Source organism: Paenibacillus gansuensis, assembly GCF_042684925.1.
In the GTDB taxonomy this organism is placed as follows: Bacteria; Bacillota; Bacilli; order Paenibacillales; family DY6; genus Paenibacillus_N; species Paenibacillus_N gansuensis.
Genome location: NZ_JBHUME010000014.1, coordinates 125,180 through 137,433, shown reverse-complemented (window position 1 = coordinate 137,433; position 12,254 = coordinate 125,180). Strand labels below are relative to the sequence as shown.

The following is a 12,254-nucleotide window of genomic DNA, read 5'->3' as shown; positions in this document are numbered from 1 at the left end:
TGATTATATCAAATGAAATCCCTTATTTTGGGAAGAGTTTTGTTATAACTAATCTGCCCGTTAGTTCAATAATAAGGACGCTCCCGCGCCTTCGCTTGGGCTACACCTTCTTCATTATATTCCATTTCCAATTACATATAAAAGAACGTACGCCGGTAGCATGTAGTGCTTAAACAGGGGACTTATCTTAGCCTAAGCACTCAGAAAATACTTTATTTACTCAGTCTTTATTTACCTAGTCTAACGAAGACTATAAGAATGGTCCGTCTGTAAAAGTCTTACGGAAGTTAAATTGATAAGGTATAAGGCAAAAACGATATGACTAAAATGCAATAACTCGATCTGTTGGTAAGGAATATTTAGCGAGAAACGTTGCATGTTTTTGTCAAAAACCGGGAATGAACACAAGTTCTTGTCAATTTCTTTTGACAAGAACTTGTATTCATAAAATAAAAAAACCGCTAAATACGCGGGTTTTTATGATACTATGTTTTTGTCAGTCGACAGTCGGTAAGTTTTAGACTGAGGCCCTTTCGTCATCGTTCCAAAAGCACGATTTCTCGTCATGAAGAATATTCTCAGTGCCCGTCAGATAGCGAAAAATTACAGAAACTCTTTCACCTTCTGGCGCATTTACTACGGTGTAAAAACTGTTATCTTTCTTGGCAATGGGTTCGGATACATTTGTGGACGCTGAGTGCAACATATCTTTTAACCGAGTTAACAAGGATAACTCATAAGCAACATCATTCTCGTCGATGGAACGGCGATAAACACGAAGAATGTAAAATCCACTAGATGTACGAATCCTACACGTGTCATTTAATCCGCGTAGCCAGTGCTAAGACAGTACTCCAAGTATTTTGGATTTAATACTGAACGCAAGGCAGCTGGATGAGTGTACATTCCGAATCCCCTTTTAAATTTTTCCTTAATCATATAACACCATCTATTCCATATACGGGAAACGTTTATGCTCACTACGTTATCTACCAGTTAGCTTAATTGATGATATGTCCACGTACCCATTCACGTATTTTAAGAGCCACTTCATATACCTCCGTTTTAGAAGTATCGACAGTAGGCATTGGTGGTGTATATGCTTTATCAGCATTCTCGAGCAACCAATTTGCAAAGGATTTATGTTCATGAATCATGTTCTCCGACCAATTCCTTGCACGTAATCGTAATTCACGGGTTTCATCGTCACAATGTAAGTTCAAAAAGTAAACATTCTTGAAGTATTGATAATCCTCACACTTTTCAGCATCCCACGGCATCATTGTTCCGCATATTATAGATATTCGTCCACTTTCGGCTATATTTCTTGCAACACGAAGCCAAATATTTTGGATTCTGTTCCAGTCGTCTCCGACAAATTCATGAATAGCATCAATTTCGAAAATATCGACTTCTGGTAATAATCCTCTTAGATTCTTAATAACTGTTGTTTTCCCTACACCACTTGCACCTGTCACTATAAACAAAGGTATCTTTTTGTCCATTGGTTTCTCCCCTTGGGAATTCCATTTTTTTCTTACCTTAGAGGAAAAACCAAATGTTGTATAGTGAAAGTTTATATTTAACATTACTGCCCGTGACTTCAACAAAGGTTGCCGTACATATTCGCAGCAGCCTCGTTAACTTAATTTATTTACACGTTCCCAGTTAGCTTAAACTACCTTTTAGCTGTGCACTGCACAGTGTAATGCGTAACCTTCCAGGGAAAATCCAGTTATTTCAAGCGAAAGTCTGAGTATAATCCATTTACGCCCGTGAAAATAAAGGGGAGGACATTTTGTCTTCCCCCTTCGCCTGTTGATCCCTCGTCCTCGCAACAAGACTCAGTCCGCAGCTTCGTCCGTATCACGTTCCCAGTAGCTTCCCTCTTTGAAATAATCGCGGCATGTCTGATCCAAAGAGCTCATTGCTTCAATGAATCCTTTCAGGTCGCAGGTATGAAACGTATCGCTTAATTCGCGGTTTTCTTCCGTCTGCGAAAAAACATGAATTTCCATGCAGCCATCCCAGCGAACGTTTACATCCAAACGCCCGTCTTCGGACTCAAGCTCAAGAGCGGCGGTTCCTCCATCGGCATCACGTACATGTCGGGCTTTAATCCTCCACAATCGCCATCACCCCATCCTTTGTAGCCATATGGTTTCCATATTTGTGCATTCTCATAAGCTTTAATGCGGTATCTCTTCCACAAAGAATTGACCTTCAGCGGATGTCACTCGGTATAGTTGATGAAACCCTTCACCGTATTGAGGCTCCTGAAGTTTCTTCAATATGCTTCTGACGGCTATTTCCGGCACACGCGCCTTGCCGCTTCGCCCTGCGTTTCTAACCAAAGACTCCTCAGCATCAGGAATGAAATAGTAGCCGACAACGCGAAACCCCTGCTCTGCGGCCTGCTCAATATAACGTCTGCGGTCTTCGGGAGTCGGATTCGTATTATCCACGACAAACGGCTGCTTTCCCATGAATGCTGCAGCCAGAAAGATCGATTCCCGGTGCCGGGTCCGTAACAGATCCAAATTGATCCGCACGTGGGTATGGAAAAACCTTTCCTTGTAAAACGTGGATTTACCGGAAGCCGGTATACCGATAAATAAAACGCATTCCATCCTCATTCACCTTTGAGTGGATATCTACTGATGCTTCTACGCTTGCCCATCTTCCTTGGATTTATACAAGTGACGATTGGACAATGATATACCGAAAGTATTCAGTATACGATTCTATCTTTGTTCGCTATAGTTCTTTTTCCAAAGCTTAATCTCGGTCGGCAGCACGCCCGCCCGAGCCGCCGGCTGTAAAGGCAACTGATCGACGGGCTGTAAAGCGAATAATGTTGTTGTCTTTGCAAAAATCAAGAGATTTTCTCCTTCGTTTATTAAGCAATTACAATAGGGTCAAGTTCTTGTCGCGCATCGACAAAATGGTTAAGTTCTTGTCGTTCGTCCGCGACAAGAACTTGTCCGAAAAAACAAAAAAGACCCGCATGCATAGCGGGTTTGAATCGGTGTATGCTCTTGTCGTCCGACACTTATGTATATTAATTTTTTTCTTTCTTCTTCGACGGTAAACTGCTCCTGGATAGATTTGAACTAGCGTGTCCCGTTAGTTGAAACATTAGTCCAAAACTAAAAGGGCTGCCATGTAGCAGCCCTTTGTTCCGCTAACGGATAACGGTAGTTCAAATAGATATGACTTTACATAATAGATATATAAAATATGTAAGTCCCCTTGATTAAGGTGTTTGCAATGTTAACGTGTTGACGTTTACTTCCTGGTTTATTATTCACTGGGCTAATAAAGTCTCCGCCCTTGGAAACTAACGACTTGCCGCTGCGCTCGACTCTACCACCGCGTTCCCAAGCTGTCCAAGATCTCCTGCAGGCTAAGTTCAGCGCAGGCCATCGAGGTATCCGCGACACCGTAGTACATTTTTACAACATCGCCTTCTACGAGTGCTCCGCAGGAAAACACGACATCACCGAAAAATCCGTTCTTCTCATACTCCGCCTCTGGCTCCAAAATCGGCTTATCCGATCGTCCGATGACCTTTGACGGATCCTTCAAGTCAAGCAGCAGAGCTCCCATACAGTACCGGTGCTCTTTCGTCGCACCGTGATAGAGCTCGAGCCAGCCTCGTTCCGTACGGATAGGTACCGCTCCGCCGCCTATACGGCCGCTGTCCCACATGTCTTGCCGGAGGCCGGCCAAATGCTTATGGTTCCCCCAATACAGCAGATTGTCCGATTCCGCAATCCAGATTTCCGGAGAACCGGTACTCTTCACAGTAGGACGGTGCAGAGCGTAGTATTTGCCGTTCACCCGTTCCGGAAAGATCAGAACGTCCTTATTATCCGGACCGAAGATCATCCCATGGTGTGTAAAAGTTACGAAATCTTTCGTAGATACCATGGACTCCCCGATGCCTACAGGCGAAACTGCTGAAAAATAAATGTAATACGTCTCTCCGATTTGCGTGACACGCGGATCTTCAATGCCGAACGTTTCCAGCCTATTGCTCGGATAGACGAACGGTGCGGCGTCCAATGTAAAATGCCGACCGTCTTTGCTCCGCGCTATTCGGATATAAGAAAGGGAAGTCAAGTAAGCAAACCCGGTGGACTCCCTTACATCTCTTACCACACGCGGATCCGAGAAATCGTAGCGCGGGTCGTCCGTGCGAAACTCCACGATGTCCACTGCATTCGTTTCCGGATTGTAAACCGGCGCCTTCACGACGGCAGGATCTCCGCTGACGGGACGCTCCGCCACACGAAGGAGCATCAGCACTTCATCGTTATATTTAGCGATTCCGGCATTGAATGCGCCTATCACTTCATAACCTTCATGATAGGGTGTTACGTCGGCAGGTGTAATGAGCGGGTTTTGTTCATAACGGTATATATTCATGTTTAAGCGCTCCTTAGGTGATCAAGTTTCAAATTTGATAAAAGGATCGGCAATCCCCATGCGGTGTGCTTCAGCATCGCTAATGCCTGCATAAAAATAGGCTGTACCGTCGGCATTACGTACCAAGCCGCCGCTGAAGACGACGTCCTCCAGATCGCTTCTCTTGGCGGCACCAGGAAGGAACCGATTGCGGACGGCAATAAGCTCCATATCCGAATGCCGGCCTGTTTCCGGATCCAACGCGAACACCATGGGATAATAGTGACGGCCTCCCTGCTCGTCGAAGCAGGCGATATGCCCCAGTACACCAATCAGGCCATTCTTCAGCAGATGAAGCTCATTGGCGCCTCCCCATTCCTCATCGGTGAACTGGCCGTCTAACAATGGCGCATCCTCAATAACCTGAATGGACAACGCTTCCAAAGAGGCAACGCGAGAATAGCCGATTTTCCCCCTGCCCCCTTTGTCGCCCTGTGGTCTTGTGAACACGGCGATACTTCCGTCCTGCAGTTCCATGATCCGCAGATCCTTCATTCCGTCAGGCCCCGTAAAGAAAGGCTCAAGCTTGGAAATTTGCGTCCCCTTGTAGAATACGGTACGCCATGCAAGCGCACCATCACGCTCCGGATGCGGATAAATCTGTACACCTCCGAGAACGAGTTCGCCCCCGATTTTCGTATAAAAAGGATCCTGCAGTGTCAGCACAGACCCGCCTTCACGCGGAGTCCAAACCCCGTCCTGCTCCGTGAAGAACACGATGCTCGATTGCTCGCTGTCTCTGGATTCCACTCTCCCGGCAATGACAAGCTCACCTTCATCCTCGAAAGGGGCGGATATATTATAGACATCGTTTTTGCCTACGCCCTGAAAAATAAGTTTTTCCGGATGAAAAACGGACTTTTGTGATGATTCATATTCCTGCAGCAGCTCACTGCAAGTTTTCACAGCGCCTTTTTTCAACTTAGCCATGATCTGGCTCCTTTCTACAGCTCAATCCATATTGCTGTTTTATCATCGGATTTCTTAACGCGCGGATAGACAAGACAGTCAGGATCGCTTTCTTCCATTTCAATGAGCCATTCCGCGTAAGATTCCAGGCCCATCCGGTCGATCAGGGCTGCCGCTTCAGCCGCATCAAACAGCGTTTCTCCCGCACGTTTCGGAACATACAATCCATCAGTCATCAGAAGCAATGCTTTCAGGTTGATCCGGTTGATACGCCCATACTCCAAAAAATCGGCTGCCTCCGGCTGTCCGTTCAATACACCATACCCTGCAGAAGTATTCGCCGATTGCCGTCCGCCTACGATTTGCGGCTTCACATAGTTCCACAGCTGATCGCGCGCTGTCATGCCGGCCGCTGCCCCTTCCGCCCAAAGCCGGTAGGTTTCCCGGTCCACATGCGACAATTGGTCGCGTGTAATAACCCGGATGATTCCGTCTTCATATATGGCCGTCAGCATGCAATCCCCCGCTTGCGCATATTCGATTCCGGTTTCGCCAATTCGTATAAGAAGGACGCCCGCACTCCATAGCTCTTCTTTCTTGCTCATATCCATTCCATGCCTTACCATCGCCTCATGCAGCGCGCGATTCGTTTTAATAAGGATGTCATGGAGCGGAGCGTTTCCCTGCCTTTGTTCCGTTAAAATCCGTTTGGCCGTTTCCATGACAATGCTTGCCGCATAATAGCCACCGGTCTCCCCGTTTGCCCCCGAGAAAGGAACAAGAGAAGTCGCACCGTCAACAACACCGTAAACCTGCTCCTCATCCATCACAATCAGGCCGTCTTCATTCCATGGACTGCTTCCTTTAACGGAATACTTCTCTATCTTCATCTTGGCATCCACCTCAATACACTTCGATCCGGTAGAATGGCCCCTAATTGCTAGGGGCCGCTCGGAATGATTTATGATTTCAATGTTGCTTTGTATGCATCCAATTGTTTCTGGTATTCGGCAAGCACTTTCTCGATGCCCGCTGCTTTCAACTTATCCTGCGCGGTTTTAATATACTTGTCATAATCCTGAACACCGCGGTAGATCGGTGAAACGTCGGAAGTGAACGCCGCTTGTACGTTAGCCATCTCTGCCTTCACCGGAGCCGGATCGAAGAAGAAGTCCGCCGCGAAGAAGTTTTTCGCTTCAGTATCCGCCTTATACAGCTCTCTGGTCGCAGATAACAGATTTTGGTCGACGCGGATAAAGTTCAGGTTTCCGATCATCCAATCCTCTTGCAAATACAACGGCGTATTCGTTTTGGGGTCAATTATCATTTCCAAGCCTTTGTCCCCTATCTTTTTGTACGTTTTGCCTTCAATGCCGTACATGAACAGATCATAATTGTCCTGATTGTCGTATAACCAGTTCAAAAACTTTACCGCTTCCGCAGGATGTTCGCTGTTTGCCGCGACAACATTAATGTTCTTCGCGTTAACCATGCGGTAACGGGGCTTTTCCGGATTGAGCCGGATCAGTTCCACATCTTCATCTTTAATGTCAGGATAAGTTTTCCGAATATCCGTAAGCTTGTTCGGCGTACCTAATGTCATTACATATTGGCCCAATTTGATTTGCTGCTCGATTTGTTCCTGTTTCACTGTAAGCACGTCGGGATGAACCAGTTTCTTCTGATAAGCTTGACGGAACCAAGCGGCGTCCTGCTTGAATTCATCGGTTTCCACCCAGTTTTTGACGACGCCGTCTTCACCGATGAAAGCGATGTTGTCTCTAACTGTGAAAGGATATTGATCATAGGTGCGCTGGAAAATATCTGCAGGGCCCGCCGTACCGCCACGGAGCGGAATCGTCAGCTTCATGTTCAGTTTCTGATTCACCTGTTCCATCGCATCCAGCAGCTGCTGGCGGTTCGTAATTGGTGTGGTCACGCCTGCTTTATTCAGCAAATATTTATTAATGGTGATGGAACCGTCTACTGCGGATTCATACCAGTATGACGGAATGCCATAGACTTTGCCTTCCTTCGTAACCCCACTCCATACCGACGTAGGAATCACTTTTTTCAAATTAGGGCCGTATTGTTCGATTTCCGCAGTAATATCTTTCAGCGCGCCCCTGCCTGCGTAATTCGCCAGGCTGACCCAGTCGTTCATGACATGGAATAGATCGAATTTCTCGTTTGTGGAAAGTTTCAAGTTAATCTTTTGTTCCCAGGCACCCCAATCGATGTATTCTTTCTCAATTTGGAGATTAACGCCGTCCTGCAACAGCTTTTTGTTTACCGCTTCCTGCACCGCAGGCCATTCCTTGGGCTCCGTACCTGGAAGAACGTACTTAATCGTAACCGTTTTGGCTTTCGGCCCTTCCCCGTTATTGCCCGGTGTTTCGTTTGCGGCGTTATTTGACGCATGGTTTCCGCCGCCGCTGCAGCCTGCCATCAGTACGATAAATATAATGCTGCATAAAAGAATTAAGGATGCTTTCTTCAATTTGACCCTCTCCTTAGAAATGAATGATGTATATACGCCTCAATGAGGGATATATCAGCCTTTTACCGAACCAACAACGAGACCTTTTACAAAATAACGCTGTAAATAAGGATACAGGAAAACGATCGGTCCGATCGTAAGGATGACGGTAGCCATTTTGGCCGATTCCGCCGGCATCGTGTATCCCGAATCCGCTCCCGTCGGGAGCATCTCCAGCATTTGAATGTTGGAACGGAGCTGGAACAGAATGTACTGCAGCGGATACAAATCTTTATTGTCCAGCAGCATGATGGCGTTGAACCAATCGTTCCAATAGCCTAATGCATAGAATAGGGCAACCGTGGCCAGAACCGGCACGCACAAAGGCATATAAATCTGGAATGCGACCCTCAGATCTGTCGCCCCGTCGATATAAGCGGATTCCCGCAGAGCGCCGGGCAGGCCTTCCATGAAATTCTTCACTAAAAACATATTGAAGGCATTGAACATTAGCGTAGGCACGATGAGGGCGAGGATGTTGTTGGTCAACCCCAATTTGGTACTCATCAAGTACCAAGGCACCAGCCCACCGTTAAACAGCATCGTAATAAAGAAGTACAAGGCAATGGCATTACGGTATTTCACATTCGGATTAGACATCGGATACGCGGCTAAAGCCGTAATCAGCAGAGCCAGCAAGGAACCGACAACGGTAACCGTGATAGAAATCAAGTATCCCTTGAAGATAAGCGAACCGTTGACGAATATAGTCCTGTAGCCGTCGAGTGAAAGCTTCTCCGGAAAGAGGCTGTATCCGTTCTTGATGATGCTGTCCTCAGCCGTGACGGAAACCATAAGCGTGAGCAGCATCGGCAGCAGGCAGGCGACGGAGAATAAGGTTAAGGCAGTATAAATAGCGGCTGTGCCTAAGCTGGATCTTTTCTCTCTCATTTAGTACAGCGCCCCTTCCTTGAAAAACCTGCGGGTGATCCAGTTCGCTACGGCAACAAGAAGCAATCCTACCGTGGATTGGAACAACCCCACCGCGGCTGCATTGGAAGGATCTCCGATTTGGCGTAAAGCGCGGAATACATAAGTATCGATCACATCCGTGGTCGGATAGAGCACCCCGTTATCCCCGATGATGGCGTAAATCATGCCAAAATCCCCATAAAAGATTTTGCCTAAATTGAGCAGAGTCAAGATCGCAATCGTAGGAGCAATCAAAGGCAGCGTAATGCGGGTCATCTTCTGCCACCGGGTAGCTCCGTCTATGTCGGCAGATTCATACAGCGAGCCGTCAATGCCGGCAATCGAGGCGAGATAGATGATAGAAGCCATCCCTGCTTCTTTCCATATTTTCATTCCGACCAGAATCGCGGGCCAGGCTTTGGCTGTCGAATACCAGTTCACCGGTTCCCCGCCAAAAGCCTGAATCACCTGATTGATGATACCGTAATCCATCGTAAACAGGCTGTACATCATGTAGCTGACAATGATCCATGACAGAAAGCTGGGAAAAATCATCGTCGTCTGGGCAAATTTCATAAAAACCCTATTCCGTATTTCATTGAACAACAGCGCTATAACAACGGCGAAGAACGTGACGAACACCAGAAACAGTACATTTAATTTAATGGTGTTTAATGTCACCAGGATCGCGTCGTTGGACGAGAAGAAAAACTTAAAATTCTCAAGTCCGATCCATTCGCTGTGGAATAAGCCCTTCTGGTAATTAAATCTTTGGAAAGCGATCAGCAAATACGGATAAGTTGCGTAAGAAAAAATAAATACGTAAATCATAGCCGGCAGGACTAACAAGTACGAATAACGATTTCTGAATAGTTCCCGCAAGAAACCGGTGTTCGGTTTGCCTGATATGGATGTTTGATTTCTAGGTTGCTGCACCGTTTTCATGACAGCACTCCTTCCCTTGTTCGATGGTTGAATCATAACGGAAGGGAGAAATGCTGTAAATTTCGACTATCGGAAATGCTTTCACTTATCCGAAATCCGGTTTCAAAATCAAGATCTCACTATTAAAAAAGCGATCAAGCCGCGAAAAATCGCGCTTCATCGCTTTTCATTCATTCTTTTACAGCGCGTTCCCGATACTGGGACGGGGTCATGCCATACTTCTTTTTGAACAGCGTAGTGAAGTAGGGCACGTTATAGACTCCCACCTCTTCCCCGATCTGTGCGATGGGTAACGTTGTCGTGGCAAGCAGAACCTTCGCCCGTTCCATTCGTATATGCGTCACATAATCATTGAAGGTAGTGCCTGTCATGCTTTTAAAGAGCTTGCCGACATAACCGGACGAGAATCCAACTTTATGGGCAGCCGCTTCCAGCGAAAGGCCGTGTTCCGCAAATTGCTCTTGAACGAATTGATGAATTTCTTCTACAATTTTTGCGTTTTTGAACACAGTCGTATTTTTCTTATGCTCTTCCAGGTTATTCACAATGGCGAAGCATAATCCTGCGATCATGTTTTCAATGTCATCCAGGGTTTCCACTTCCCGAAGATCATCCGTAGTCCGATACAGCTGTTCGGCGTCTACGCTCCACCATTCGGTAATGTATTCAAACTCTTTAATAATGCTTAGCACAAGAAAATTTGTGTATTGGATGGCATGGACATAAGAACAACGTGATAAATAAGAACGGTATTCGGATATCTCTGTCGTTATCGTGTCTTGACGGCACATTTTAACGGCATCGATTAGTCTTTTTTCCACCGATGAAGGGTAACGGTCCGCCGGCTCCTCAGGATGGATCATCAAAGCCTCATTTACAATACAGCCATGCCCCAGGAAGAGCCGGGATCTCATATAATTTTGCGCAGACTTGTAGGAATCGTTAATTTCACTAAGAGCACTGCAGCTGTCACCAATACTTGCAGAAAGGCTTAACTTGTAGTAACTTCGGACCGCATCCTGAATTTCCCCGATTATCAGACACAAGCCATCATCGATACGTTCAATATCCGATTGAATGATGATCGTGATCTCGTCCTCTTCCATGTTAGCCGCATCGGCTGTGTAGCTTCTGCTTAGAACTTCATTCGCGATATTGCTTATTGCAAACCGGATGAGGCCCCGGTCAAAGGCGTTATTTCTCTCCTTAAACTTGCGATAAGAGTCAATCTTAAACAGAATGACCGTTATGTACGGACCGGTAAATCTGCCTTCCCACTCCCGCTTCATATCCGCAGAAACCACCAATTTGTTGGCATTCCCTTGAAGGAGATGCGAGAGATAGCTGTCTTTCAGCACACGGGAGGAACGATTCAAGCTCGTTTCCATCGACTTTGCATGTTCAATGGATTGCGTGAATGCATCCGTCAACAGCTCGTACTCGTCAAACTTCAATAAAGCAGGCTGTCCCTTGGTGCTGCCGGAACTCACTTTCTCTAAAAGAGATTTAATGGGATTGTATATATTTCCCGTAAATAACAGTGAAGCTCCAACGGCCGCAAAAAGGAGCAGTATCACGACCGCGATTGTCCAATTCCGCAGTTCATAAATATTGGAGATCATCTCGGCATAGGGCCGGACACTTACAAAATACCAGTTTAAATCCGCCGATTTCACATAGCTGACTAGATCTTTCCGGCCGTCAATGTTTTGCACGAAGCTTCCTTGGCTCCCGGAGTCCGCCAATATTCTGCGTACATAATCTTGGCTTGAGATGTTCTCCATGAAATGGTTCGCTATGGAATGGGACAGCACAGTTCCGGATGCGTCCATTACAAATGTTAACGAGTTCTTGGCAGAAGCGCTTATATTCCCCATCGTATTTCGAATATAAGATTCATCCACGTCTACCACGATTGCCGATTTCGGAGCCTCGGTGAAGGACCGTTCGGGAATGATTTTGAAGGTTAACAACCTGTACGAATTTTTACCGCTTACGGACTCTACCCTCCTTGGGAAAAAACCTATGCTGCTTCCTTCTTCTTTTTTCACCATGCTTTGATCGGGCTGCAGTCCCAGTGAGTCGATATAGGCTCCTGTCGTCAGATTATATATGCCTAAGTTCTTGATAAAAGGATAAACGCTTTGGATTCTCGCTAGGAACAGACTAGCGGTATAGTTCACCATCTTATTGTCTTCCTTAGCGTACAAAAAGGAAATAACCTCATTATCGCTCAGCAGCTGGCCGGTAATATTCTCTACCTGTTCATGCACAACATTGGCCGCATAACTCACATGCCCGAGCACCTGTTTGGACGAACGATCGATTTCCGCAACGGCTCTCGCTGAAAACATCATATAAAGAATCGTGGAAACCAAGGTCACAGTGATTACGGAAAGCAGCAAATACGATAAAACTAATCTCCGGTAAACCCGGTAATGACGAATTCGTGTCAAGAACATCATACTATTAGAGTCCC

11 protein-coding genes are annotated in these 12,254 nt (G+C 46.3%); all 11 read right to left on the bottom strand.

Annotated elements, in window-relative coordinates:
* Positions 1–1,001: 1,001 nt before the first annotated feature.
* Positions 1,002–1,505, bottom strand: a complete 504-nt coding sequence (locus ACFSUF_RS20985) for an AAA family ATPase (RefSeq protein ID WP_377606247.1) — start codon at positions 1,503–1,505, stop codon at positions 1,002–1,004.
* Between the two features lie 339 nt (positions 1,506–1,844).
* Positions 1,845–2,129 carry a hypothetical protein gene (locus ACFSUF_RS20980; RefSeq protein WP_377606244.1) on the bottom strand — a complete coding sequence of 95 codons (285 nt, stop codon included), beginning with the start codon at positions 2,127–2,129 and terminating at the stop codon, positions 1,845–1,847.
* Positions 2,130–2,189: 60 nt separating this feature from the next.
* Positions 2,190–2,630, bottom strand: a complete 441-nt coding sequence (locus ACFSUF_RS20975) for an AAA family ATPase (protein WP_377606242.1) — start codon at positions 2,628–2,630, stop codon at positions 2,190–2,192.
* A 114-nt stretch (positions 2,631–2,744) separates the two neighbouring features.
* Positions 2,745–2,879, bottom strand: coding sequence for a hypothetical protein (locus ACFSUF_RS20970; protein WP_377606240.1), 135 nt, complete (start codon positions 2,877–2,879; stop codon positions 2,745–2,747).
* 487 nt (positions 2,880–3,366) lie between these two features.
* Positions 3,367–4,431 carry a BtaManbiosPhlase gene (locus tag ACFSUF_RS20965; protein ID WP_377606238.1) on the bottom strand — a complete coding sequence of 355 codons (1,065 nt, stop codon included), beginning with the start codon at positions 4,429–4,431 and terminating at the stop codon, positions 3,367–3,369.
* A gap of 21 nt (positions 4,432–4,452) precedes the next feature.
* The gene (locus ACFSUF_RS20960; protein WP_377606236.1) at positions 4,453–5,400 is read right to left on the bottom strand and encodes an MTP-1 family protein; all 948 of its coding nucleotides are present in this window, start codon (positions 5,398–5,400) and stop codon (positions 4,453–4,455) included.
* Positions 5,401–5,414: 14 nt separating this feature from the next.
* Entirely contained in the window at positions 5,415–6,269 is an 855-nt protein-coding gene (locus ACFSUF_RS20955) for a protein phosphatase 2C domain-containing protein (RefSeq protein WP_377606234.1), read from the bottom strand.
* Positions 6,270–6,340: 71 nt separating this feature from the next.
* Positions 6,341–7,879, bottom strand: a complete 1,539-nt coding sequence (locus tag ACFSUF_RS20950) for an extracellular solute-binding protein (protein ID WP_377606232.1) — start codon at positions 7,877–7,879, stop codon at positions 6,341–6,343.
* Positions 7,880–7,933: 54 nt separating this feature from the next.
* Entirely contained in the window at positions 7,934–8,809 is an 876-nt protein-coding gene (locus tag ACFSUF_RS20945; protein WP_377606231.1) for a carbohydrate ABC transporter permease, read from the bottom strand.
* Positions 8,810–9,775, bottom strand: a complete 966-nt coding sequence (locus tag ACFSUF_RS20940; protein ID WP_377606229.1) for an ABC transporter permease — start codon at positions 9,773–9,775, stop codon at positions 8,810–8,812.
* Positions 9,776–9,945: 170 nt separating this feature from the next.
* The gene (locus ACFSUF_RS20935; RefSeq protein ID WP_377606227.1) at positions 9,946–12,240 is read right to left on the bottom strand and encodes a helix-turn-helix domain-containing protein; all 2,295 of its coding nucleotides are present in this window, start codon (positions 12,238–12,240) and stop codon (positions 9,946–9,948) included.
* Positions 12,241–12,254: the final 14 nt, after the last annotated feature.